The following is a 21,974-nucleotide window of genomic DNA, read 5'->3' as shown; positions in this document are numbered from 1 at the left end:
AACTTTTCCGGCATGTACTCCCCGACCCCTTCCGACTGGCGCGAGGCCAACCGAAAACGCTGGGACGAACGCGTCCCGCTCCATCTCGCCAGCGACTACTACGACCTCGAAGCCTTCCGCTCCGGCAAGGACCCGCTGCGCGACTTCGAGCTCACGGAGGTCGGCGACGTCACCGGGCGCTCGCTGCTCCACCTCCAGTGCCACATCGGCCTCGACACGCTGTCCTGGGCCCGGCACGGTGCCTCCCGCGTGGTCGGGCTCGACTTCTCCGAGCCCGCCGTCGACGCGGCCCGCGACCTGGCCGCCGAGCTCGGCCTCACCGCCGACCAGGCATCCTTCGTCGCGGCCGACGTGTACGACGCCGCGGACGCGGTGCCCGACACCTCGTACGACATCGTCTACACCGGAGTGGGCGCCCTGTGCTGGCTCCCCGACATCCGGCGCTGGGCCGAGACCGCGGCCGCGCTCGTCGCGCCCGGCGGCTTCCTCTACCTCGCCGAGTTCCACCCGCTCGCGGACATCCTCGACGACGAGACGGGCTCACGGATCGCGTACGACTACTTCGCCCGCGACGCCTGGATCGACGAGACCCCGGGCGGCTACGCGGACACGACGACCCCCACGGTCCACAACCGCAGCGTGGAGTGGCAGCACCCCGTGGGCGAGGTCATCACGGCCCTGGCATCGGCGGGCCTGCGCGTCGACTTCCTCCATGAGCACGACAGCACCCTCTTCGAGCGCTTCGGAGCACTCGAACTCCGGGACGGGGCCTACCGGTTCCCGGTGTCCAGGCCCCGCATCCCCCTCATGTACTCCTTGAAGGCAAGCAGGCCGGCGGCCGCCTGACCGGGCCCGAGCCGGCCCGGCGGTACTCATCCTCCCGGCCGACGCCGAACCGCCCACCGAGGACTAGCCTGGACGAACCGAGCCAATCCCCATGGGCAGCCCCAGACCCTGGCTCCACCCACCGCGGTAACAGGAGCCAGCCATGCGCACGCCCGTCTCCGCAACACCCGTCTCCGCAAAACCCGGCCCCGCCCGTCTTGGCCTCGCCCCACACAGCCCCCTGCCGCGCCGCATCGACGGCGCCTGGTGGCCCCGCTCCGGCGAGCTGATCGCCGAACTGCCGCTCCTCATCGCGGCGTTGCCGGCCGCCTGGGGCAGGATCGACAGCGTCACGGTGGACGGCGCGATGTGGACGGCGCTGCCGGGCCGCATGCTGGTCGCCAACCACGTCGTACGTCTGAGGCGGTCCCCGGGCCGGCACGACCCGCACACGGTCTGCCTGCTCGCGCAGGGCCGCGGCCGCTGGGACCTGCTCGTGGTGCCGCCGGAGGCGACCGCCGCAGAGGCGGCCGCACTCATGACATCGGCTACGACGGTCGCATCCACCCTTCCCACGCGAGTTCACCCGGTGCCGGCGCTCCCGTCCCTGCCCGGCGTGCCGATCCTGCCGAGCCCGAGCCGCTCGGGTCGCCCGAGTCGAACTCCCCGAGTTTCGTCCACCCCCATGACCGCAGGACCTCCCGCCCCAGATCGTCGTCCCGTTTGATCACCGCGACGACCAGATCGGTGGTGTGCCGGACGAGGAGCAGTGTGCGCAGCCGCTCCGAGACGCCCTGCCGCCGGAAGGAGGGCACCACCATGAGCTCGGTCAGGATGAAGACCCGCCCCGATGCGGTACGTTCCTCGACCTCCGTGGGCAGGATGCCGCGGAACCCCTCCCACCAGTCACCGGTGCGCGCGGCGCGATACCCGTAGAGACAGCCGACGAGGCCCGAGGCGTCGGCCACGACCATGTCGAAGTCGGGCCGCTGCACGGTGTTCTCGAAGCGCTGCAGAAACCCCTGCCGGTCCGCGTACTCGGCACCGGCCACGCCCCGGTAGGCCTCTACGTAGACATCGGCCACCGCTTCCCGCTGCTGCTCAGCCTGCCACCGTGTCAGCCGCCGCAAGAAAACCTCAGCCATCTGCGCCTCCCGCCCGCCCCCACCGAGGACACCCCTCGACACCCCTGGACTCCGCATGGTGACACCACGGAACGGCGAGCGGAACGGGGCGTCAAGGATCCATCACGTCGAGTCAGCGCGGCCTCTCAGTGCGGCCTCATCCGATGGATCAAGAGCACCCCGAGGACGATCATCACGCAGATGGCCGCGATGACGATGGCGGTCTCCATGACACTCACCTTCCTCCGGGAGCGCGGCCGTTCAGCACGGCCGTCACGACGCCGGAGGACCCGCCGTCGTCCTCCCACGATTCCTCGGACTCTTCTGTGGCTTGCTCGGCCGCCATCAGGTCGCTCGCCGTCAGCAGCGCGCTCTCCGGACGGGTCGCCGCGGCCATCAGCCGGGCCGCATCGCCGGGGCCGGTCTCCGGCGGGATCACCAGGAGGTCCCAGCGGCCGACGGTGTACGAGAGCAGCAGGATCTTGTGCGGATCCAGCTCGGGCGTGAACCAGCCGATCTTGACCAGATGCCCGGTCACCTGGACCTGGCGCGGGATGGTCGGCCAGTTGCGGGGGTTGACCGCGACGCGGGTGATCCGGCCCAAGCGGTCGTCCAGTACGGCGGCCAGTGCGGGGAGTTCACGCGTCAGGTCGCGGGAACGGGGCCACCAGGCGCCGTCCAGGAGCCCCGCGGGAACATCCGCGTGCTTCAGCGCGATCCGGGCGCCGGTGGAAGGCGCGGGGATGGTGGGCGCGGGGATGGTGGTCTTCACTACCGGCACGGTGCGTTCGGTCGTCGCGGTCATGGCGCGGACCCGTCTCCGGGCCGGCCTCGCGAAAGCGGCCCGGGGTCATGATTCACCGAAAACGACAGCGGCGCGGCGGCCGATATACGAAATGCCCTCGGTAAGCCCAGGGTACTCCGCGACCGGTCCCGCCGGAGGTGCCGTCCCGTCATGCTTCTTCAGTGGCGGGCGCGGCCGCCGGCGCCGGAATGATGGCGGTGTCGAAGTCGCCGTCGACGATCTGCCGGGCGAGGTCCGAAAGCCGTTCGTGATGGGCGCGGGCGTACCTGCGGAAGGCGTCGAACGCGTCGTCGACCGTGGTGTTCCAACGCTCGGCGAGCAGGCCCTTGGCCTGTTCCACCATGATCCTGCTGGTGAGGGCGGTCTGCAGCTGGCCGTTCTCGACGTGGGACTGCTCCAGGCTGCGTTGCTGGAGGATCGTGATGGTGGCCACGTCGGCGAGCGCCTGGGCGAGGGCGATGTCGTCGTCGCCCAGGGCGTGCGGGGTGGTCTGGAAGAGGTTGAGCGCACCCACCACGCGGTCGCGCAGGCGCAGGGGGATCGCGTGGGTGGTGAGGTATCCGGTCTCGCGCGCCCGCTGCGTGAAGTGCGGCCAGCTCGCGGCGGCTTCGGGGCCGTCCAGGGCGATGTTCGTGCGGGCCGTGCCGGTGCGGCAGCACTCCACGCAGGGGCCCTGGTCCTGCTGGCAGGCGAACAGTTCGAGGAGACGCGTGTGCTCGTCCGAGGCGGCGATGACCTGTAGCTCGCCGTACGCGTCGGCGAGCAGGATGCCGCCCGCCGAGACATCGAGCAGTTCCACACAGCGTGTGGACAGCCGCTGCAGCAGATCCAGGACGTCGAAATCGTCCGTGAGCGAGTCGGCGATCTCGACGAAGACCTCCGCGAGGCGTTGTTCCCGGGCCATGCCGATCATCCCTCTCCACCGTCGGGCGAACTCGGCCCGCCCATATCGTCATCGAAACGCAGCCGTCTGGCCACCACGTCGGTGGCCACGTCGCTGACGGGTTGTTCACTGCGGTAGGCGAAGGCACGCAGGCGTACCAGGGCCTCCTTCACGGGCACGCCGAGCTGGCCGCTGATCATGCCGGTCGCCTGGTGCACCACCGCCCGGTACAGCCGCTCCGGCGCCCCCTGAAGCGTCATCGCGCCTTCGCCGTTCACGTTGTCGGTGCGGCCGGGGGCGGCGGGGCGGCCACCGTTCAGCGCCATGCTGGTCAGGACGGTGGCCAGGGTGTTGGCGTCCGCGCACTGCCGCGCGCTCAGCCGTCGCGTCGCATCGCACAGCAGGGTCAGCACACCGAGGCGGACGGCTCCCAGGGCCAAGGGGAAACAGCACACCCCGTGCACACCCAGGTCCAGTGCGGCCGGCAGCAGCGCGGGCCAGCGGTCGGGACGTACCCGTTGCAGGTCCGGTTCAAGGACCGGGACCCCGGAGCGGACCGCGTCGGGACCCGGCCCCTCGCCCAAGGTGAACTGCAGCTCTTCGTAGCGCGCGCTCAACTCGGGAAAGGACCACAGGGGTTCGGACATCCGGTCGTCACCGGCGGGCAGGGCCGACATCCGTTCGTCCCCCGCGAGCAGGGACACGGTGACCCCGCCCACGCCGAGCACCCGCGTGCTCGTCTCCGCCGGATCGACGCCGCTTCCCGTACGCAGCGAGCGCAGGACCTCGACCAGGCCGTCGCTGATCACCGGCCTCCGTTCCGCCGCGCCAGGGACCCTTCCGTACGGGACACGGAGCGGGTCCCGTGCCAGGCGTCCTGGGTGTTCGCGTGGGCGGGGAAGCGGTCGTGGAGGCCACCGGCGCGGAAGACCAGACCGACTCCGGGACCGCTGTGGACGACCCGGGTCCAGCCGCGCCGGGCGCGGCAGTCGGACCATGCTTCGCACAGCGGAGCCAGGGGTGCCACGGTCGCCAGGTCCAGCTCGCCGCCGGCGCGGACCACACGGCAGTCGTCGAACAGTTCTGGAAGGTCAGGGGAGCCGGGATGAGGGCACATCTGCCCCATCTCCTCGATCAAGGTGTCGCTTTGCGCTGCGCAGTGCCTCTGTTGCGCGGGATCGACTGCACGGAGAGGGCCGGGGGCACGGGCGACCGCAGGTCGAGCTTAGTGCCGCGGAGTACGCGGCGGAGCGTCTCGCGGAGAACAGTCGGTTGCCGCTTCCGCGCGAGCCAAGACCGGTGGCGGTGTATTCAGGCAGCGCGTCGGGCGGCGATGCGGTCGGCGGCGGGCCAGCGCACGTCATGGACCCAGCCGAGGCGTTCGAAAAGGCGGATGACGGCGGCTGAGGGATCGAGCTGGCCGCGGTCGACGCCGTGGCGGGCGCAGGGGGGATCGGCGTGGTGGAGGTTGTGCCAGCTCTCCCCGAAGGAGAGCAGGGCCAGCGGCCACAGGTTGGTGGCGCGGTCGTGGCGCCTGGTGCGGAACGGGCGCTCGCCGACCAGGTGACAGAGGGAGTTGACGCTCCAGGTCACGTGGTGGAGCAGGGCGATACGGACAAGTCCCGCCCACAGCAGGGCGGTCAGGCCGTGCACCCAGGTGCCGCCGATCGCCCAGCCGAGCCCGAACGGCAGGGCGAGGGTGAGGACGCAGAGGGCCGGGAACGCACGGGACACGGCGCGCAGATCGCGGTCGGCGAGCAGATCGGGCGCGTACCGCTCGGCCGGCGTCTGATCGTTGCGGAACAGCCAGCCGACATGGGCGTGTACGAGCCCTCGGAGCTGTCCGCGCAGACGGGTGCCGTAGCGGTAGGGCGAGTGGGGGTCGCCGGGCCGGTCGGTGAAGGCGTGGTGGCGGCGGTGCGTCGCGACCCACCCGATGACATCCCCCTGGAAGCTCATCGAGCCCGCCACCGCGAGCGCGATCCGCACCGGGCGGACGGCCGTGTAGCCGCCGTGGGTGAGTCCGCGGTGGAAGCCGACGGTGACGCCCAGACCGGTGACGGTGTAGAGGGCGAGGGCGAGCAGCACATCGACGGGGTGAATGAGCCGCCCCCACAGCAGCCACCCGGCGAGCCCCAGAGCGAGCAGGGGCCCGACGACGATCGCCGCGGTCACGCCGATGTACACCCGCTCACTGCCGCTGCGGGCGGGTGCCGGTCCGCCGTCGACGGGGAAGGGAGCGGATCCGTCGTAGGCGGGGGTGGTGGGGTTGGAGCAAGTGTCGTTGCCGGCACTGGCGTTGGTGCCGGTGTTGGCACTTGTGCTGGTGCTGCCACTGGCGGGCATGCCCGTCTCCTCTGACCTCGGTTCTGGTGGGAACGGCCGGGGTCAGGGGCCGGTGGATCGTGGATTTCTGCCAGCGTACTCCCGAGGTGCGCGTCAGCGGATGACGTCGAAGACGTTCAGCTGCATGCCGTTGGAGTACGCCTCGTGCTCGACGAGCTTCAGCTTCTGGGTGTCCTTGTCCGTGCTGCTGAACAGCCGCTTGCCCGCACCGAGCAGCAGCGGGAAGACGAGCAGGTGGTAGCGGTCGATCAGACCGGCGTCGGACAGATTCCGGTTCAGGGTGGCACTGCCGTGCATGATGATCGGGCCGCCATCGGTCTCCTTCAGCGCGGCGACGTCGTCGAGGGAGCGCAGGATCGTGGTCTCGCCCCAGACGTCGACCAGGGCGTCCTCGGAGAGGGTGCTGGAGACGACGTACTTCGGCAGCGGCTTGTAGTCCGCGAACTCCTCCATGCCCGGCCAGACCGGGCTGAACGCCTCGTAGCTGACCCGCCCGAACAGCATCGCCGCGGCGTCCTTCTGCTCCCGGCCCTTGATCTCGTAGGCCTCCGGGACGAACTCGATGTCCTTGAAGGTCCAGCCGGAGTTCCGGTAGCCGGGCTCGCCGCCCGGGGCCTCCACGACACCGTCGAGCGAGACGAAAGCAGTGCTGATCAACGTACGCATCTCAAGATCTCCTGGGGTGGCTGTCGGGGGCGCTGGGTCGCATCCCCGCTTTGCGGTTACGGGTCTATTGACTCTGGTTCATGCGGAAACTCATCGGAGGTCGTCGTACGAGTCGCTCGCTCCGAAGCTCCGAAGCTCCGAAGCTCCGAAGCTCCGAAGCTCCGAAGCTCCGAAGCTCCGAAGCTCCGAAGGCAAAGGTAGAGGTCACTCGCCCCGACCGGTCTACGAAGCGACGAAGCCGTCCTGGCCATCGCAGCCGACCACCCCCCGGTTTGAATCACCAGCCACATCAACAACGTCTATTCTCAACCGAGTTACGCCGTTGACCAGGCGCGAAGAGCAGAGCCGGGGGAAGCACGCCATCATGAGCGGTACGAACGGGGACGAGCGGGATGAGGCCGACGATCGGGACGACCACGTCGACGGGGGCATCAAGCCGCTCGCGGTGAGCGATCCCGCGCGCATCGGGCCGTATCTGCTGCTCGGGCGGCTCGGTGCCGGCGGCATGGGGAGGGTGTTCCTCGCGCGGTCGGACAGCGGACGGACCGTGGCCGTGAAGGTGGTGCACGAAGAGCACGTGTCCGACGAGCACTTCAGGGCGCGGTTCCGACGCGAGATCGAGGCGGCGCGGAAGGTCGGGGAGCAGTACACGGCGCCGGTGCTGGACGCGGGCCCGGCCGACGAGCCGCCGTGGGTCGCGACGGGTTACGTTCCCGGCCTCTCCCTCGAACAAGTGGTGCGACGCCACGGCCCGTTGCCGCCCACATCCCTGCACACCCTCGCCGACGGGTTGCTGAAGGCGCTCAAGGACATCCACGGAGCCGGGATCGTGCACCGCGACCTGAAGCCGTCCAACGTGATGCTCACCGTGGACGGCACGAAGGTCATCGACTTCGGGATCGCGCGGGCGCTCGAAACATCCGTCGAGTCCCTGCTGACCAGTACGGGAATGGCCATCGGCTCTCCCGGCTTCATGTCACCCGAGCAGGTGCGCGGACAGCGCGCCGGGGCAAAGAGCGACGTGTTCACCCTCGGCTGCGTGCTGACGTATGCGGCGACTGGGCAGCTGCCGTTCGGGCAGGGGGCGAGCAACCAGCACGCGGTGATGTTCCAGATCGTGGAGGGCGAACCCGATCTGACCCGCGTCAAGGACGCCTCGCTGCGGGAACTGATCGCCCGCTGCCTGACGAAGGACATCGCCCAACGACCGGAAATCGACGCCCTGTTGGAGGCCCCAGAGCGCCCTCGCCCTCACGCCGCGGGCGGCGCCTGGCTGCCTGCCGGCGTCGTCACCCACATCGCACAACAGTCCGCCCGCCTGCTCGACGCCGAGGCGGCGCCGCTACGGGAGGAGCCGGTGGACCGAGCAACGGTCGGCCTGCGCCCAAAGGACACCCCTCCCGAAGAGGTCCCGGACACCCCGGTAGCCCCGGCAGCCCAGTCGGCCAACGACACCAAGAAGCAAGGACGCCGCCGCCGCACGATCATCGCGCTGCCCATCGTCGCCGTCATCACGGTCGGCGGCGGCACGGTGGCCCTGATCCAGCCGTTCGGGGGCGGCAACGGCGACGGAACAAACGCCCGCCCCCCGGGCAACAGCGCAAGCGCCACGCCGGGCGGCGACAACTCACCCACTGCCCCCAGCAGTTCACCGTCCAAGGAAGAAAAGAAAAAGGACAAGGACGGCAAGAAGAAAGAGAACGAAAAGGACTCCCCGAACGCCCAGGAGAGCACCAGCAGTTCACCGGCCGACGACAGCGACTCAGACACGACGGGCACGGGCAACGGATCCGACCCCGCGGATTCATCCGGCTCCTCGGGCTCGGACGGCGGAGATTCGTCCGACTCCGACTCCGACTCCGACTCCGGCTCCGACGACTCGTCCACCGGTTCACCGCCCCCCGCCCTGACGAGTTACAGGGCCGTGTACACCAACTCCTGTGTCGGCGCGTGCGACATGCCGATCAAGGTGAGCTGGTCGGCGATCCCCCGAGCGACCAGATACGACGTCCACTACACCAACAAGGGCAGCAACTTCACCGAGAAAAACGTCGACACCACGTACTCCACCGGCAGCACCAGCTACACGATCAAGGGCCCGTACTCCGGCGACGAGATCTGCATGACGGTACGCGCGGCGAACAAGCACGGCGCCTCGGCCTGGGCGGAGACTTTCTGCGACACGGTGCCGTACTGATGGTGTCCGCACCCAGTGGCCCCGGATGCGCCCGGGTCGGTTCACCGACCCGGGCAGGTGTGACGTTTGGTGTGATCAGTCGGGTTGTGGTCTGGGTCGGGTCAGGCTTCGCAGCCGTTTGACCGGTCGACGTTGCGGCAGATGTCGTGTCCGTCATCGCCGCTGGCCAGATCGCCTGGTGTGGTGCCGGCGGGGATCACTGCACCGCCGTCGAGGGTGTCGTTGTCGTTACCGCCGTACAGTTCGTCGGCGCCGTCCCGGATGGTTTCCACACAGCCGTCGGAGTAGGCGGTCCCACCGCAGAGGATGTCGTCGCCCGCTCCGCCGTTGAGGGTGTCGCCCTTGTGAGTACCTGTCATCGTGTCGTTGCCGTCACCGCCGTCGAGAGTCAGCCCGGAGCCGCGAATGCCGTACCACCCGGGCCGGAAGACATCGTTCCCTGCCTCGCCGAAGGCCACGACCGCGCCGCGGCTCCACAAGATGGTGTCATCGCCGGGCCCGGCGAACAGCTTGCTGTCGCCGGATGCGGTGCCCCGGTCGTTCCCGTCGCCGAGGCAGATTGTGTCGTTGCCGCCCCCGGGGAGCACCGATCGGCCCCCGACCACGAGGGCCCCGGCCATCAACGGATACAGCACGCGCCGACGGGGTCCACGCAGCCCGACCAACCTGCCCCTATACCTTCTCCTCCACTGATCTGCGAACGTGACGGGCCGCCTGGAGACCCACAAACGGTGGCCCGCACCGCAAATCAAAGGCAGAACGGCACGTGAACACGCCCGAACCAGGATTCGTTCACCTGCGAGAGCGATCGAGATCAGGCAGCTGAAGCCCCGACAGTGCAATCAGGGGCATCTGAAGGGCAACGCGGTCAGCTTCCCGATGAACGGCAACCGGGCCTGGAAGGGCGGCGGTCAGCCGATCGCTGCCACTGCGGAGTTCATCCGCAGTCATCGGTGGTCGACGTCCCCGGGAGAGATCTCCACGATCCACTCCCCGCTGACTCCCCAAACGTCACCAGAGAACGAGTCAGGCCCGGTTCCCATTTCTGGAAACCGGGCCTGACCTGCTGTTTCAGCTGTCGGGGTGGCGGGATTTGAACCCACGACCTCTTCGTCCCGAACGAAGCGCGCTGCCAAGCTGCGCTACACCCCGATGTCGTTGCTCCGCGTCCCGCATTGCTGCAGGCCGTGGCGACATCGATTACTTTAGCGGACCGGCGGCCGGAGACGAAATCCGGTTTTCCGGGCCCGGCCCCGCAGAGCTCTCAGGGCCTCGGCGTCAGGGTCATGAGTGTTGCCTCCGGTGGGCAGGCGAAGCGCATCGGGGTGTAGCGGTTGGCGCCGCAGCCTGCGGAGACGTGGAGGTACGACCTGCGGCCCTCCGCCTCGTGCGTCGACAGGCCCTTCACGCGGTCCGTGTCCAGGTCGCAGTTGGTGACCAGCGCCCCGTAGAAGGGGATGCAGAGCTGGCCGCCGTGGGTGTGGCCCGCCAGGATCAGCGGATAGCCGTCCGCAGTGAAGGAGTCCAGGGTGCGCAGGTACGGGGCGTGCACGATGCCCATCGAGAAGTCGGCCCCGGCGTCCGGACCGCCCGCCACGCGCGTGTACCGGTCGCGCTTGATGTGCGGGTCGTCCAGGCCGGTGAGACCGATCTCGTAGCCCTCGATCTTCAGCGCGCCCCGCGTGTTCGTCAGGTTCACCCAGCCCGCCGCGTCGAAGCCGTCGCGCAGGTCTTCCCACGGGTTGTGGATCACGCCGACGGCGGGTGCGTTGCCGTTCAGGCCGTGCTTGCCCTGCGCCTTCTCGATGAGGTAGCGGCCGGGGTTGCGCGGCTTCGGGCCGTAGTAGTCGTTCGAGCCGAAGACGTACGCCCCGGGGAACCGCATCAGCGGGCCGAGCGCGTCCAGTGTCTCCGGGACGCCGTCGGGGTCGGAGAGGTTGTCGCCCGTGTTGATCACGAAGTCGGGGCGGAGCCCCGCCAGCGAGCGCAGCCAGCGCTGCTTCTTGCGCTGCCCGGACACCATGTGGATGTCCGAGACCTGGAGGACCCGCAAGGGGCGCATCCCCGTCGGCAGTACGGGGACGGTCACCCGCCGCAGCCGGAAGGAACGGGCCTCGAAGCCCACCGAGTAGGCGAGACCGGCCGCGGCCGTCGCCGTGATGCCCAGGGGTACTGCGTATCGCGCGCGCATACTTCCATCGTGTCAGACCCGAAGCCCCGGTAAATCAGCGGGCGTCGGGCCGTACACACCTGCGACAATCACCGCATGACCAAGCTCAAGTCGAAGCTCCAGGAAGACCTCACCGCCGCGATCAGGGGGCGTGACGAGCTGCGCTCCTCGACGCTCCGGCTGACCCTGACGGCGATCACGAAGGAGGAGGTCTCGGGCAAGACGGCCCGCGAGCTCTCCGACGACGAGGTGCAGAAGGTGATCGCCCGGGAGGCGAAGAAGCGCCGTGAGGCCGCCGAGGCCTTCGCCGACGGCGGCCGCGCCGAGCAGGCCGCGAAGGAGAAGGCGGAGGGTGAGATCCTCGCCGAGTACCTGCCCAAGCAGCTCTCGGACGACGAGCTCGACGCGATCGTCTCCCAGGCCGTCGAGGAGGCGAAGGCCGCCGGCGCCGAGGGGCCGCGCGCCATGGGCCAGGTCATGAAGATCGTGAACCCGAAGGTCGCGGGCCTGGCCGAGGGCGGCCGTGTCGCCGCCGCGGTCAAGAAACTGCTCGCGGGCTGAGCACAGACGGTTCGGTGGAGACTGCTGAGCGAACAGCCACGCGCGTACGTGGATGAGGGCGCCCCCTGAAGTCAGGGGGCGCCCTCATCCACGTACTAAGGCGCCCTCATTCACGCACTAAAGGGAAGACCTACCGGCCCCAGCCGCCGATCCCGCCCCCATTGCCGTTCCCGCCGTTCCCACCGCCGCCGATGACGTCCGGCGGGAGGGAGATGTCCGGCCAGGGATCGCCGCCACCGCCGTCACCGTTGCCGCCGCCGTCGTTGCCACCGCCGCCGCCCGGCTTGTTGTCGTCGTGGGGCTTGTCCTTGTCCTTGTCTCTGTCGCCGTCCGGGATGTGGACGGTGTTGAAGCCCGGTGCGGGCTTGCCCGCGAGGGCGCCGCTCATCGCGTCGCGCCAGATCGGGCCAGGCACCTCGCCACCGAAGACCTTGCCGTACGGGACACCGCCGATGGTGATGTCGACCATCTGCCGCTTGTGCTGCGGGTCGCCGACCCAGACCGCGCCCGACATGTTCGGCGTGTAGCCGACGAACCAGGCGGCGTAACGGAAGTCGGTCGTACCGGTCTTGCCCGCGCTGGGGCGGGAGCCGAGGCCGGCCTGCTGGCCGGTTCCGTCCTCGACGACGCCCTTCAGGAGGGTGTTGATCGTGTCGGCCGTCTTCGTCGACATGGCGCGCGAGCACGACGACTTCGGCACCGGCAGCGACTTGCCGCCCGGAGCGGAGATCGACTCGATGGCGATGGGCGTGCAGTACTCGCCGCGCGCGGCGAACGTCGCGTACGCGCTCGCCATCGTCAGTGGTGACATCTCCTGGGTGCCGAGTGCGATCGACGGCGCCTGGTCCATCTTCTTGCCGTCGGCCCGCTCGACGCCCATCTTCTTGGCCATCTTCGTCACCGGGCAGATCCCGATGTCGCCGATCATCTCCACGTAGTAGGTGTTGACCGACTTCGCGGTCGCTTCCTTCATGGCGTAGGGGCCGACCTCGGACTCGTTCTCATTGGTGAGCTTCGCGCCGCCGGAGTTCACCCACTCCTTGCCGTCGCAGGCCGCGACACGCTCCGGATAAGGCATCTCGTACGGCGAGCCGTAGCTCTTCGTAGGAGGCATGCCACCCTCCAGGGCGGCCGCCGCGACGATGGGTTTGAAAGTCGAACCCGGCTGGTAGCCCGCGCCGCCCCGCATGTCCTGGTCCACGGACAGATTCATCGAGGTCTCGTTGGCCTTGAGGTTGATGCCGTAGGGGCGCGACTGGCCCATGCCCAGGATCTTGCCGGTGCCCGGCTCGACGATGGTGGCCGCCGTCGCCACGTCGTCCGTCTGATTGACGTGATCCTTTATCGAGGCCTGCACCGACTGCTGCGCCTGCGGGTCGAGCGTCGTCTTGATCTGCAGCCCGCCCTGGTTCCAGACCTTGGCCCGGTCCTCCTTCGTCTTGCCGAAGACCGGATCGGAGAGGAAGACCTCGCGTACGTAGTCACAGAAGAACCCGGCGCCGCTGACCGCCGTGATGCAGCCGTTCTTCGGCTTGCTCACCTTCAGGCCGAGCGGCTTCTTCTTCGCCGCCTCGGCCTCCGCCTGCGTGATGTCGTGCGTCTCCGCCATCCGCTGGATGACGACGTTGCGGCGCTTGGTGGCTTCCTGCGTGTCGTTGACCGGGTCGTACCGGCTGGGGGACTGCACGATGCCGGCGAGCAGCGCGGCTTCCTGGATCTTCAGGTCCTTGGCCGGCTTGGAGAAGTACCGCTGGGACGCGGCCTCGACGCCGTACGCCTGCTGCCCGAAGTAGGTGATGTTCAGGTAGTTGCTGAGGATGCGCTTCTTGCCGAGCTTGTCCTCGACCTGGATCGCGTACTTCAACTCGCGGATCTTGCGCCCGAGCGTCTGCTGGGTGGCCTCGGCGACCTTCGTCGGGTCGTCACCGGCCTCCTCCACGAAGACGTTCTTCACGTACTGCTGGGTGAGCGTGGACGCGCCCTGGGAGACGCCGCCGCTCTGCGCGTTCTGGTTCAGCGCGCGCAGGATGCCCTTCGCGTCGACCGCGCCGTGTTCGTAGAAGCGGGCGTCCTCGATCGCGACGATCGCCTTCTGCATGTACGGCGAGATCTCCTTGAGCGGCACCACGGTGCGGTCACGTGAGTAGACCGTCGCGATCGCTCCGCCCTTGGCGTCGAGGATCGTGGTGCGCTGACTCAGCGGCGGCTGCTTCAAGTTGGCGGGGATCTCGTCGAACCCCTCGACCGAACCCTTGGCCGCGAGGCCGAGCGCACCGGCCGCGGGCAGGGCGATCCCGGCCAGCACCGCTCCCGCGAGGACGCTGACACCTAGGAACTTCGCGGCCTGCTGAGTTGGTGACAGACCACCGCCGGAGCGCTTCTTTCCCATGAGGGCAGCCTAATCCGTAGTCAAGGACGTTCCGAGGGAGCGGGTGTTCCTCGGGATGTTCGAGTGCCGGATCGTGACATCGGAGAGCAGCGGTCGCCCGCTGTCGTGCCCACGTTCTGATTCGCCGGACAGGCCTCAATGCCTTGGCCTAAGCTGCTCTCAACTGTCACAGCAGTGCGGTTCAGCAACAACCCTGCCGTCATCCCCGAATCTGACGAGGGGGCACCTCCGGCTCCTGGAGAGCTTGAGGGAGTGTCCGAATTCGCCTCATGCGCCATCCGGTGCCCGTTGTGACTCAACTGAAATGCCCGCTTATGCCGGGTTCCTCACGCATGTCGCCAGCTCACTCCGTCGGGTGATCTGCCGCTTACGCATAGTCCGTTCGGGCCATTCAAGATTGGGCCCGAAGGGGGTGTTGCGCTGTCGCCACCTTCCGTAACGTCCTCAACTGGCGGCGGTGAATATGCCGCTGCCGCCGTGGGGGAGCCTCGATTCGGGAGAGGACGGCGCCGGTATGGGCTGGGTAACCGACTGGAGTGCGCAGGCGGCCTGCCGCACTACCGATCCAGATGAACTGTTCGTTCAAGGAGCAGCGCAGAACAGGGCCAAGGCGGTGTGCACCGGCTGCCCGGTGCGGACCGAGTGCCTGGCCGACGCGCTGGACAACCGCGTCGAGTTCGGCGTGTGGGGTGGCATGACGGAGCGGGAACGCCGCGCACTGCTGCGCAGGCGTCCCACCGTCACCTCATGGCGCCGGCTGCTTGAGACGGCGCGCTCCGAGTACGAGCGTGGCGCGGGCCTGCTGCCCGTGGACTTGGAGGACGACGAGACGTACGAGAGCTACGCGGCGGTGGGATAGACCGCCGCGGCGGGTGGGACGAACCACCGCGGCAGTGGGATAGACCCGCTGCTCAGGCAGCTCCGGCCGGATCACCATCAGCACCGGCCGCGAGCCGGTCCCCGATGGCCCGAAGGCCTGCCAGGTCATGCACATCGCCCGGCAGAGCGGTCACTTCGGCCACGGCCACCTCGGGGTGGAGCGCGGTGAAACGGTCGCGTGTGCGCTGTTCGCGCGCGAGCAACTGCATACGTTCGGCGTGCAGCCGCAGCAGACCGGCGGTCAGCTGCTCGACGGACGGCTCTGTGGCCGACCGCGGGGCCGGCAGCGGCTCGGCCGACGGCTCATCAAGCAGCGACCGCTCATGAAGTTCAGAAGGTGCGGGATTCTCAGGGCTTTCGGATGTCTTGGGAGTCTCGGAGGTCTCGGGAGTCTCGGGGGAGTCGGCGAGAGCCTCGTAGGAGGTACGCCCTCCAACCTTCCCGTCCCCCTGATCCACAATGCGGCTCTCATCAAGATTTTCCGCGGCAGCAAGTGCCCGCTCGGCCGTAAGCCGGGCGGCGCCGCTGCTGTGCACCCGGTTCAGCACGAGACCGGCGAGCGGCATGTCGTCGGCGGCCAGCCGCTCCACGAAGTACGCCGCCTCCCGCAGAGCGTCCCGCTCCGGCGACGCCACCACGAGGAACGCCGTGCCGGGCGCCTGCAGCAGCCGGTACGTGGCGTCCGCGCGGGTGCGGAAACCGCCGAACATGGTGTCCATCGCGGCCACGAACGTCTGCACGTCACGCAGCAGTTGACCGCCGAGCAGCTTGCCCAGGGCCCCCGTCATCATCGACATGCCCACGTTCAGGAACTTCATCCCGGCCCGGCCGCCCACCTTCGCGGGAGCCATGAGCAGCCGGATCAGCTTCCCGTCCAGGAACGAACCGAGGCGCTTCGGAGCGTCAAGGAAGTCGAGGGCCGAGCGCGAGGGCGGGGTGTCGACGACGATCAGATCCCACTCGTCGCGGGAGCGCAGCTGCCCCAGCTTCTCCATCGCCATGTACTCCTGCGTGCCCGCGAAGCCCGCCGAAAGCGACTGGTAGAAGGGGTTGTTGAGGATCGCGCTCGCCCGCTCCTTGTCCGCGTGCGCCTCGACGATCTCGTCGAAGGTGCGCTTCATGTCGAGCATCATCGCGTGCAACTCGCCCGCGCCGGAGGAGCTCTCGATGGACTTGACCCGCCGCGGCACATTGTCGAGCGAGTCGATCCCCATGGACTGCGCGAGCCTGCGCGCCGGGTCGATGGTGAGGACGACGACCTTGCGGCCCCGTTCCGCGGCACGCAGGCCGAGCGCGGCCGCCGTGGTCGTCTTGCCGACGCCTCCGGAGCCGCAGCACACGACGATGCGGGTCTTCGGGTCGTCGAGCAGCCTGTCCACGTCGAGGCTGCGGGCCGGGTCGAGGGGGCGTACCGGGTCGGTGCGCGCCGGGTCAGGGGTGCGTGCCGGGTCGGACGTCGTCATGCGATCCCTTGCTTCCGCAGTTCCGTCGCGAGGTCGTAGAGCCCCGCCAGGTCCATCCCCCCTGCGAGCAGCGGGAGTTCGTGCGAGGGCAGGCCGAGATCGCCGAGCACGGCCCGCTGGTCGCGCTCAAGGGCGTACCGCTCGGCGTACTCGGCGGCCTGCTCAAGGAGCGGGTCGACCAGCCGCTCCGCGTTGCCGCCGCGCCGCGCGCCGCCGAGGCCCGCGGCCGACAGGGACTTGGCGATGGCCGCCCGCGGGGTCTGCTCAAGGCCCAGCTCGAGCGAGGCCTCGTCGAGCAGGGCGGGCCGCACCATGTTCACGATGACCCGCCCCACGGCCAGCTTCGCCGCCTGCAGCTCGGCGATCCCGTCGGCGGTCTCCTGGACCGGCATTTCCTCGAGCAGCGTCACCAAGTGCACCGCCGTCTCAGGGGACTTGAGGACCCGCATCACGGCCTGTGCCTGGTTGTGTATCGGCCCGATCTTGGCGAGCCCCGCCACCTCGTCGTTCACGTTCAGGAAGCGCGTGATGCGCCCGGTCGGCGGGGCGTCCATCACCACGTAGTCGTACGTGAAACGCCCGCTCTTCTCCTTGCGGCGTACGGCCTCGCAGGCCTTGCCCGTCAGCAGGACGTCCCGCAGGCCCGGCGCGACGGTGGTGGCGAAGTCGATGGCGCCGAGCTTCTTGAGCGCGCGTCCTGCGCCCCCCAGCTTGTAGAACATCTGGAGGTAGTCGAGGAGCGCGAGCTCGGGGTCGATGGCGAGGGCGTACACCTCCCCGCCCCCCGGAGCGACGGCGATCTTCCGCTCCTCGTAGGGCAACGCTTCGGTCTCGAAGAGCTGCGCGATGCCCTGTCTGCCCTCGACCTCCACGAGAAGGGTGCGCTTGCCCTTCGTCGCGAGGGCGAGCGCTAGGGCGGCGGCCACCGTGGTCTTGCCGGTACCACCCTTGCCGCTGACGACCTGGAGCCTGCTCACACTTGTGAGCCTAACCAGTCGCCGTCCGGGCTACGCAGGAGGCCACCGTGAGCAGCGCCTCACAGCGGCTACAGTCGGCCGTATGACCAAGTGGGAATACGCAACCGTGCCGCTGCTCGTCCATGCCACGAAGCAGATTCTGGACACCTGGGGCGAGGACGGCTGGGAGCTCGTCCAGGTCGTGCCCGGGCCGAACAACCCTGAGCAGCTCGTGGCCTACCTGAAGCGGGAGAAGCAGGCATGAGCGGCGTCGTGGATGCTCGCCTTGCCGAGCTCGGACTGACCCTGCCGGAGGTGGTTCCGCCGCTGGCGACCTACCAGCCGGCCGTCCAGTCCGGTGTGTACGTGTACACCTCGGGGCAGCTCCCGATGGTGGAGGGCAAGCTTCCGGTGACCGGCAAGGTCGGCGCCGAGGTGACCCCGGAGGAGGCCAAGGAACTGGCCCGTACCTGCGCCCTGAACGCGCTCGCCGCGGTGAAGTCCCTCATCGGCGACCTGGACCGGGTCGCGCGCGTCGTGAAGGTCGTCGGCTTCGTCGCCTCGGCCCCCGATTTCACGGGCCAGCCCGGAGTGATCAACGGCTCGAGCGAGCTGCTCGGCGAGGTCCTCGGCGACAAGGGCGTGCACGCCCGCAGCGCCGTGGGCGTGGCGGTCCTGCCGCTGGACGCGCCGGTCGAGGTCGAGATCCAGGCGGAACTGACCGAGGCGTGAGGGCTGCGCGGGGGTGGTTTTTGCTCTCCTGGAGCACCCGATAGTTGCCTCTCGAACATCAGCCCGCCAGGGGATAGCCTCCGCCCATGGCTAATGGGCAGTGGTATCCCCCGGAGTGGCCCGATCGCATCCGGGCGCTGAGCAGCGGCGAACTGACGCCGGCGACTCCGCGCCGGGCCGCCACGGTCATGCTCCTGAGGGACTCCGCGGCGGGCCCCGCCGTACACATGTTGCGCAGACGCGCCTCCATGGCTTTCGCCGGAGGCGCGTACGCGTATCCGGGCGGCGGCGTGGACCCGCGCGACGACGACCACCTGGTGAGGTGGGCGGGCCCCTCCCTCGCGTCGTGGGCGGCGCGGCTCGGCGTGGACGAGCCGGGCGCCCAGGCGATCGTGTGCGCCGCCGTCCGCGAGACGTACGAGGAGGCGGGCGTGCTGCTGGCCGGGCCGAGCCCCTCGACGGTCGTCGGCGACACGACGGGTGAGGACTGGGAGGCGGACCGCGAGGCGCTGGTGGCCCGCGAGGTGTCCTTCGCGGAGTTCCTGGACCGCCGGGGGCTTGTCCTCCGTAGTGATCTGCTTGCCGCCTGGGCGCGGTGGATCACTCCGGAGTTCGAGCCGAAGCGGTACGACACGTTCTTCTTCGTGGCGGTGCTTCCGGAGGGGCAGCGCACGCGCAACGCCTCTACGGAGGCGGACCGTACGGTGTGGATCGCTCCGGGCAAGGCCACGGAGGGGTACGACAACGGCGAGCTCCTGATGATGCCGCCGACCATCGCGACCCTGCGCCAGCTGAGCCCGTACGCGTCCGCTGCGGACGCCCTGGCCGCCGCCCCGGAGCGGGACCTGACCCCGGTCCTGGCCCAAGCGCGCCTGGAGAACGGCGAGTTGACCCTGACCTGGCCAGGCCACGAGGAGTTCACCAAACACATCCCTACGGGCGAGCCCAAGTGAACCCCGGGGCCCACCCGCTGCCACCTGGACCGTGACCCGCACCGTCACTCCACCCCACCCGAACGGGAGTAACCCCGCATGACCGAAGCCGCCGCCCTTCCCGGACAGCCCCGGGGTGGAGTGCTCAGCGGTCGCGCAACGGCCCGCGCGGTCAACGTGCTCGCGCCCAACGCGTCCGCGATGACCCTCGACGGCACCAACACCTGGATCGTCGCGGAGCCGGACTCCGGCCTCGCGGTCGTCATCGACCCCGGCCCTCTGGACGACGCGCACCTCCAGAACGTCATCGCCACCGCCGAGAAGGCCGGTCAGCGTGTGGCCCTGACCCTCCTCACCCACGGCCACCCCGACCACGCGGAAGGCGCCGCCCGCTTCGCCGAGCTGACCGGCAGCAACGTCCGGGCCCTCGACCCGGCGCTGCGCCTCGGCGACGAGGGCCTCGCCGCGGGTGACGTGATCACGACGGGCGGCCTGGAGCTGCGCGTCGTGCCGACGCCGGGCCACACCGCGGACTCCCTGTGCTTCCATCTCCCGGCCGATCAGTCCGTCCTGACGGGGGATACGGTCCTGGGCCGCGGTACGACGGTCGTGGCGCACCCTGACGGCCGCCTGGGGGACTATCTGGACTCGCTGCGCCGCCTCAGGTCCCTGACGGTCGACGACGGCGTGCACACGGTCCTGCCGGGCCACGGACCGGTCCTGGAGGACGCGCAGGGCGCCGTCGAGTACTACCTCGCGCACCGCGCGACCCGCCTGGCCCAGGTGGAGACGGCCGTCGAGAACGGCCACGTGGCCCCCGCGGACGTCGTCTCCCACGTGTACGCGGACGTCGACCGCTCCCTGTGGCCGGCGGCGGAACTCTCGGTCCGTGCCCAGCTGGACTACCTGCGGGAGCACGGCCTGATCTGACGGCCTGGTTCAGGGCCGCGGAACGTCCGGGTGAGGGTCAAGTCCGGGCTTGCGCCACCCCGCCGGGCAATCGTGCGGGTGGGCGGGAAAAGCCTGTACAGCAAGCACGGATGGGGCCCAGCCTCAAAACAGGCGGAACCCCATCCACGTAAGACACAGCGTCAGCGCACCGGCGTCAGCGAGAGCGCTTGGCCAACCGCTCCACATCCAGCAAGATCACCGCGCGAGCCTCAAGCCGCAGCCACCCGCGCCCGGCGAAGTCCGCGAGCGCCTTGTTGACCGTCTCGCGGGAGGCGCCGACCAGCTGGGCCAGCTCTTCCTGCGTGAGGTCGTGCACGACGTGGATGCCCTCCTCGGACTGCACACCGAAGCGGCGCGACAGGTCGAGGAGCGCGCGGGCCACACGCCCGGGCACGTCGGAGAAGACCAGGTCGGACATCTGGTCGTTGGTCTTGCGCAGGCGCCGGGCGACGGCACGCAGCAGCGCGGCGGCCACCTCGGGCCGCGCGTTCAGCCACGGCTGGAGGTCGCCGTGCCCCAGGCCGAGCAGCTTGACCTCGGTGAGGGCGGAGGCGGTTGCCGTACGCGGACCCGGGTCGAACAGCGAGAGCTCACCGATGAGCTCGCCGGGACCGAGCACCGCGAGCATGTTCTCGCGCCCGTCGGGTGAGGTCCGGTGGAGCTTCACCTTGCCCTCGGTGACCACATAAAGGCGGTCTCCGGGGTCGCCCTCATGGAACAGAGCATCCCCGCGCGCGAGCGTCACCTCACTCATGGAGGCGCGGAGCTCCGCGGCCTGCTCGTCATCGAGCGCCGCGAAGAGCGGGGCGCGCCGCAGAACGTCGTCCACGAGTTCTCTCCTTGTCGACCTGCATCAGGGGACCGTGCTCCCCATTTTGCCGGACGGTCCAAACAGTGTGATCTGTCACAAGGATGCCGTACTGGTGTCGCATGCCATGCAGGAGGGGGCCAATTGGGGGCCGATCCATGGGGTCAGGGGCGGATGTCAGTGCCGGGCTCTAGGCTGGCCGGGTGTCCAAAAAGCCGGTGAGAGCACAGGCCAAGGGGGGCTGGAAGGGTGACCGCACGCCGTGATTCCGCTGTGGGCGAACAGGCTTCCTCTGAACCAGAGAATGAGACAAAAGGGACAAGGATGCCACCGGTGAGGAAGCCTGCAGCGAAGAAGACGACGACGGCAGCGGCAAAGAAGAAGACGGCGACGACGGCGACGAAGAAGCCCACCGCCGCGGTGAACCCCACCCCCACCAAGAAGGCCAACCCCGCAAAAAAACAAACCAAGCCCGAGTCCCGTACCGCCCTCGTTCGCCGCGCCCGCCGCATCAACCGCGAGCTCGCCGAGGTGTACTCGTACGCGCACCCCGAGCTGGACTTCGAGAACCCCTTCGAGCTCCTGGTGGCCACGGTCCTCTCCGCGCAGACCACCGACCTGAGGGTGAACCAGACGACACCGCGCCTCTTCGCCGCGTACCCGACCCCGGAGGACCTGGCCGCGGCCAACCCCGAAGAGGTCGAGGAACTGATCAGGCCGACCGGGTTCTTCCGGGCGAAGACGAAGTCGATCATGGGACTCTCCGCGGCCCTCCGGGACAACCACGGCGGCGAGGTCCCCGGCCGCATAGAGGACCTGGTCAAGCTGCCCGGCGTAGGCCGCAAAACGGCGTTCGTGGTGCTCGGCAACGCCTTCGGAGTCCCCGGAATCACCGTGGACACCCACTTCGGGCGCCTCGTCCGCCGGTGGAAGTGGACCGAGGAGACCGACCCGGAGAAGGTCGAGGCCGCCATCGCCGACCTCTTCCCGAAGAGCGAGTGGACGATGCTCTCGCACCGGGTGATCTTCCACGGCCGCCGCATCTGCCACGCCCGCAAGCCCGCCTGCGGCGCCTGCCCCATCGCCGACCTCTGCCCGTCGTACGGGGAGGGCGAGACCGACCCGGAGAAGGCGAAGAAACTCCTCAAGTACGAGATGGGCGGCCTGCCGGGCCAGCGCCTCAAGCCCCCGCCGGACTACCCGGGAAAGGCGGCGCCGCCACTGGGCGCCGCATGAGCGAGGAACCAACCGAGGGGCCACAGGCGTTGTCCACAGTTGGACGGGGGT

At 69.3% G+C, this 21,974-nt stretch carries 22 protein-coding genes, 1 tRNA gene and 1 pseudogene; 10 read left to right on the top strand and 14 right to left on the bottom strand.

Annotated elements, in window-relative coordinates:
* Window positions 1-12: 12 nt before the first annotated feature.
* Window positions 13-846, top strand: coding sequence for a bifunctional 2-polyprenyl-6-hydroxyphenol methylase/3-demethylubiquinol 3-O-methyltransferase UbiG (locus OG453_RS02290; protein ID WP_266863971.1), 834 nt, complete (start codon window positions 13-15; stop codon window positions 844-846).
* A 142-nt stretch (window positions 847-988) separates the two neighbouring features.
* A pseudogene (locus OG453_RS02285) lies at window positions 989-1,315 on the top strand (DUF5994 family protein); the annotation flags it as partial.
* 58 nt (window positions 1,316-1,373) lie between these two features.
* Here OG453_RS02285 and OG453_RS02280 read toward each other — a convergent pair.
* The 7 genes from OG453_RS02280 to OG453_RS02250 all read right to left on the bottom strand — a co-directional run bounded on the left by OG453_RS02280 (window position 1,374) and on the right by OG453_RS02250 (window position 6,649).
* Window positions 1,374-1,970, bottom strand: coding sequence for a hypothetical protein (locus OG453_RS02280; protein WP_266863969.1), 597 nt, complete (start codon window positions 1,968-1,970; stop codon window positions 1,374-1,376).
* 214 nt (window positions 1,971-2,184) lie between these two features.
* Window positions 2,185-2,754, bottom strand: a complete 570-nt coding sequence (locus OG453_RS02275) for a DUF5994 family protein (protein ID WP_266863967.1) — start codon at window positions 2,752-2,754, stop codon at window positions 2,185-2,187.
* Between the two features lie 148 nt (window positions 2,755-2,902).
* A complete protein-coding gene (locus OG453_RS02270; protein WP_266863965.1) occupies window positions 2,903-3,667 on the bottom strand; it encodes a GAF and ANTAR domain-containing protein in 765 nt (254 codons plus the stop codon).
* The gene (locus OG453_RS02265) at window positions 3,664-4,446 is read right to left on the bottom strand and encodes an ANTAR domain-containing protein (protein ID WP_266863963.1); all 783 of its coding nucleotides are present in this window, start codon (window positions 4,444-4,446) and stop codon (window positions 3,664-3,666) included. The genes OG453_RS02270 and OG453_RS02265 overlap by 4 nt, the downstream gene beginning before the upstream one ends.
* On the bottom strand, window positions 4,443-4,754 hold the full coding sequence (locus OG453_RS02260; protein WP_266863961.1) for a hypothetical protein: 312 nt from the start codon (window positions 4,752-4,754) through the stop codon (window positions 4,443-4,445). The genes OG453_RS02265 and OG453_RS02260 overlap by 4 nt, the downstream gene beginning before the upstream one ends.
* A gap of 194 nt (window positions 4,755-4,948) precedes the next feature.
* A complete protein-coding gene (locus OG453_RS02255) occupies window positions 4,949-5,983 on the bottom strand; it encodes an acyl-CoA desaturase (RefSeq protein ID WP_266863959.1) in 1,035 nt (344 codons plus the stop codon).
* 93 nt (window positions 5,984-6,076) lie between these two features.
* The gene (locus OG453_RS02250; protein WP_266863957.1) at window positions 6,077-6,649 is read right to left on the bottom strand and encodes a dihydrofolate reductase family protein; all 573 of its coding nucleotides are present in this window, start codon (window positions 6,647-6,649) and stop codon (window positions 6,077-6,079) included.
* Between the two features lie 364 nt (window positions 6,650-7,013).
* Between OG453_RS02250 and OG453_RS02245 the strand changes: the two genes are divergently transcribed.
* Window positions 7,014-8,846, top strand: a complete 1,833-nt coding sequence (locus OG453_RS02245; protein ID WP_266863955.1) for a protein kinase — start codon at window positions 7,014-7,016, stop codon at window positions 8,844-8,846.
* Between the two features lie 101 nt (window positions 8,847-8,947).
* On the opposite strand, the gene OG453_RS02240 is transcribed toward OG453_RS02245, so the two are convergent.
* The 3 genes from OG453_RS02240 to OG453_RS02230 all read right to left on the bottom strand — a co-directional run bounded on the left by OG453_RS02240 (window position 8,948) and on the right by OG453_RS02230 (window position 11,037).
* Window positions 8,948-9,466, bottom strand: coding sequence for a calcium-binding protein (locus OG453_RS02240; protein WP_266863953.1), 519 nt, complete (start codon window positions 9,464-9,466; stop codon window positions 8,948-8,950).
* A 458-nt stretch (window positions 9,467-9,924) separates the two neighbouring features.
* A tRNA-Pro gene (locus OG453_RS02235) sits at window positions 9,925-9,998 on the bottom strand.
* A 112-nt stretch (window positions 9,999-10,110) separates the two neighbouring features.
* Complete coding sequence (locus OG453_RS02230) at window positions 10,111-11,037, bottom strand: metallophosphoesterase (protein ID WP_266863951.1); 927 nt, start codon at window positions 11,035-11,037, stop codon at window positions 10,111-10,113.
* Between the two features lie 75 nt (window positions 11,038-11,112).
* Between OG453_RS02230 and OG453_RS02225 the strand changes: the two genes are divergently transcribed.
* Window positions 11,113-11,577, top strand: a complete 465-nt coding sequence (locus OG453_RS02225; RefSeq protein WP_266863949.1) for a GatB/YqeY domain-containing protein — start codon at window positions 11,113-11,115, stop codon at window positions 11,575-11,577.
* A gap of 130 nt (window positions 11,578-11,707) precedes the next feature.
* Here the strand turns inward: OG453_RS02225 and OG453_RS02220 are convergent, their stop codons facing one another.
* On the bottom strand, window positions 11,708-13,966 hold the full coding sequence (locus OG453_RS02220; RefSeq protein ID WP_266863947.1) for a transglycosylase domain-containing protein: 2,259 nt from the start codon (window positions 13,964-13,966) through the stop codon (window positions 11,708-11,710).
* Between the two features lie 514 nt (window positions 13,967-14,480).
* Here OG453_RS02220 and OG453_RS02215 point away from each other — a divergent pair.
* Window positions 14,481-14,825, top strand: coding sequence for a WhiB family transcriptional regulator (locus OG453_RS02215; protein WP_167828965.1), 345 nt, complete (start codon window positions 14,481-14,483; stop codon window positions 14,823-14,825).
* Between the two features lie 52 nt (window positions 14,826-14,877).
* Here the strand turns inward: OG453_RS02215 and OG453_RS02210 are convergent, their stop codons facing one another.
* On the bottom strand, window positions 14,878-16,308 hold the full coding sequence (locus OG453_RS02210) for an ArsA family ATPase (RefSeq protein WP_266863943.1): 1,431 nt from the start codon (window positions 16,306-16,308) through the stop codon (window positions 14,878-14,880).
* Window positions 16,305-17,285, bottom strand: a complete 981-nt coding sequence (locus tag OG453_RS02205; RefSeq protein ID WP_266863941.1) for an ArsA-related P-loop ATPase — start codon at window positions 17,283-17,285, stop codon at window positions 16,305-16,307. The genes OG453_RS02210 and OG453_RS02205 overlap by 4 nt, the downstream gene beginning before the upstream one ends.
* Before the next feature lie 82 nt (window positions 17,286-17,367).
* On the opposite strand from OG453_RS02205, the gene OG453_RS02200 reads away from it, so the two are divergent.
* The 4 genes from OG453_RS02200 to OG453_RS02185 all read left to right on the top strand — a co-directional run bounded on the left by OG453_RS02200 (window position 17,368) and on the right by OG453_RS02185 (window position 19,858).
* The gene (locus tag OG453_RS02200; protein ID WP_003975360.1) at window positions 17,368-17,529 is read left to right on the top strand and encodes a DUF4177 domain-containing protein; all 162 of its coding nucleotides are present in this window, start codon (window positions 17,368-17,370) and stop codon (window positions 17,527-17,529) included.
* Complete coding sequence (locus OG453_RS02195; protein ID WP_266863939.1) at window positions 17,526-17,996, top strand: RidA family protein; 471 nt, start codon at window positions 17,526-17,528, stop codon at window positions 17,994-17,996. Before OG453_RS02200 ends, OG453_RS02195 begins: the two co-directional genes overlap by 4 nt.
* Before the next feature lie 86 nt (window positions 17,997-18,082).
* Window positions 18,083-18,949 (top strand): NUDIX hydrolase, encoded by an 867-nt coding sequence (locus OG453_RS02190; protein WP_266863937.1) that lies wholly within the window; start codon window positions 18,083-18,085, stop codon window positions 18,947-18,949.
* A 78-nt stretch (window positions 18,950-19,027) separates the two neighbouring features.
* On the top strand, window positions 19,028-19,858 hold the full coding sequence (locus OG453_RS02185) for an MBL fold metallo-hydrolase (RefSeq protein WP_266863935.1): 831 nt from the start codon (window positions 19,028-19,030) through the stop codon (window positions 19,856-19,858).
* A 175-nt stretch (window positions 19,859-20,033) separates the two neighbouring features.
* On the opposite strand, the gene OG453_RS02180 is transcribed toward OG453_RS02185, so the two are convergent.
* On the bottom strand, window positions 20,034-20,708 hold the full coding sequence (locus tag OG453_RS02180) for a Crp/Fnr family transcriptional regulator (RefSeq protein WP_016642758.1): 675 nt from the start codon (window positions 20,706-20,708) through the stop codon (window positions 20,034-20,036).
* A gap of 303 nt (window positions 20,709-21,011) precedes the next feature.
* On the opposite strand from OG453_RS02180, the gene nth reads away from it, so the two are divergent.
* A complete protein-coding gene (gene nth / locus OG453_RS02175; RefSeq protein ID WP_266863933.1) occupies window positions 21,012-21,923 on the top strand; it encodes an endonuclease III in 912 nt (303 codons plus the stop codon).
* Window positions 21,924-21,974 lie beyond the last annotated feature (51 nt).

The organism is Streptomyces sp. NBC_01381 (genome assembly GCF_026340305.1).
GTDB lineage: Bacteria > Actinomycetota > Actinomycetes > Streptomycetales > Streptomycetaceae > Streptomyces.
Note: the sequence above shows the minus strand (reverse complement) of the source record. Positions and strands in the feature narration are given on the sequence as shown.

Bases quoted from the DNA above. Each gene is read 5' to 3' on its own strand.
- OG453_RS02255 (WP_266863959.1), bottom strand. From the start codon at position 5,983: ATGCCCGCCAGTGGCAGCACCAGCACAAGTGCCAACACCGGCACCAAC.
- OG453_RS02250 (WP_266863957.1), bottom strand. From the start codon at position 6,649: ATGCGTACGTTGATCAGCACTGCTTTCGTCTCGCTCGACGGTGTCGTG.
- OG453_RS02215 (WP_167828965.1), top strand. From the start codon at position 14,481: ATGGGCTGGGTAACCGACTGGAGTGCGCAGGCGGCCTGCCGCACTACC.
- OG453_RS02230 (WP_266863951.1), bottom strand. From the start codon at position 11,037: ATGCGCGCGCGATACGCAGTACCCCTGGGCATCACGGCGACGGCCGCG.
- OG453_RS02210 (WP_266863943.1), bottom strand. From the start codon at position 16,308: ATGACGACGTCCGACCCGGCACGCACCCCTGACCCGGCGCGCACCGAC.
- OG453_RS02195 (WP_266863939.1), top strand. From the start codon at position 17,526: ATGAGCGGCGTCGTGGATGCTCGCCTTGCCGAGCTCGGACTGACCCTG.
- OG453_RS02290 (WP_266863971.1), top strand. From the start codon at position 13: ATGTACTCCCCGACCCCTTCCGACTGGCGCGAGGCCAACCGAAAACGC.
- OG453_RS02200 (WP_003975360.1), top strand. From the start codon at position 17,368: ATGACCAAGTGGGAATACGCAACCGTGCCGCTGCTCGTCCATGCCACG.
- OG453_RS02185 (WP_266863935.1), top strand. From the start codon at position 19,028: ATGACCGAAGCCGCCGCCCTTCCCGGACAGCCCCGGGGTGGAGTGCTC.
- OG453_RS02280 (WP_266863969.1), bottom strand. From the start codon at position 1,970: ATGGCTGAGGTTTTCTTGCGGCGGCTGACACGGTGGCAGGCTGAGCAG.
- OG453_RS02260 (WP_266863961.1), bottom strand. From the start codon at position 4,754: ATGTGCCCTCATCCCGGCTCCCCTGACCTTCCAGAACTGTTCGACGAC.
- nth (WP_266863933.1), top strand. From the start codon at position 21,012: ATGCCACCGGTGAGGAAGCCTGCAGCGAAGAAGACGACGACGGCAGCG.
- OG453_RS02245 (WP_266863955.1), top strand. From the start codon at position 7,014: ATGAGCGGTACGAACGGGGACGAGCGGGATGAGGCCGACGATCGGGAC.
- OG453_RS02220 (WP_266863947.1), bottom strand. From the start codon at position 13,966: ATGGGAAAGAAGCGCTCCGGCGGTGGTCTGTCACCAACTCAGCAGGCC.
- OG453_RS02275 (WP_266863967.1), bottom strand. From the start codon at position 2,754: ATGACCGCGACGACCGAACGCACCGTGCCGGTAGTGAAGACCACCATC.
- OG453_RS02270 (WP_266863965.1), bottom strand. From the start codon at position 3,667: ATGATCGGCATGGCCCGGGAACAACGCCTCGCGGAGGTCTTCGTCGAG.
- OG453_RS02190 (WP_266863937.1), top strand. From the start codon at position 18,083: ATGGCTAATGGGCAGTGGTATCCCCCGGAGTGGCCCGATCGCATCCGG.
- OG453_RS02225 (WP_266863949.1), top strand. From the start codon at position 11,113: ATGACCAAGCTCAAGTCGAAGCTCCAGGAAGACCTCACCGCCGCGATC.
- OG453_RS02240 (WP_266863953.1), bottom strand. From the start codon at position 9,466: ATGGCCGGGGCCCTCGTGGTCGGGGGCCGATCGGTGCTCCCCGGGGGC.